1 pseudogene is annotated in these 518 nt (G+C 41.5%); it reads left to right on the plus strand.

Going from position 1 to position 518, the window contains the following annotated elements:
• A pseudogene (locus CJF42_RS26365) lies at positions 1-518 on the plus strand (phage portal protein family protein); the annotation flags it as partial.

Genomic DNA, 518 nt, shown 5'->3' on the forward strand with positions numbered 1-518 from the left:
CAACGTGCTGATAGGGCGCTTGTGGCTTCTGCTCGAAACCAGATTTTACACGCCATTCACGGTGTTAATTTTGATAGTGGAACAGCCCCTAAATACATATATAAAGACAAAAAAGAAATCAATCTTGAAACAGTCAACCGGGTTAAAGAAACCGCCCGCATTTTACCTGTGAGTGTTGAATGGGCCTATCAAGAATTAGGGGTACCTGCACCCAAAGATGGCGAACAGATATTAGCAGTTGCCGCAGAAGAAAAAGGCATTGCAACCCCTGCCAAAACTGATTTTTCAAAAGCAGATGAGCAAGCTGACGATCAAACAAATACGTTTGATGAATTCGACCAAGCAACACAAATTGAAATAGATAAAATTTGGCAATTCGCCCAAAGCGCCCATTCATTAACAGATTTAAAAACCAAAATAACCGAGGCTTTCCCAGATATAACACAAGGTGCGTTAGCTGATGTGACTCAATCAGCTTTTGAACTTGAGTTTTTACACGGGATGGATGAGGCCAATCA

This window comes from Pseudoalteromonas sp. NBT06-2, from assembly GCF_002276045.1.
Lineage (GTDB): Bacteria > Pseudomonadota > Gammaproteobacteria > Enterobacterales > Alteromonadaceae > Pseudoalteromonas.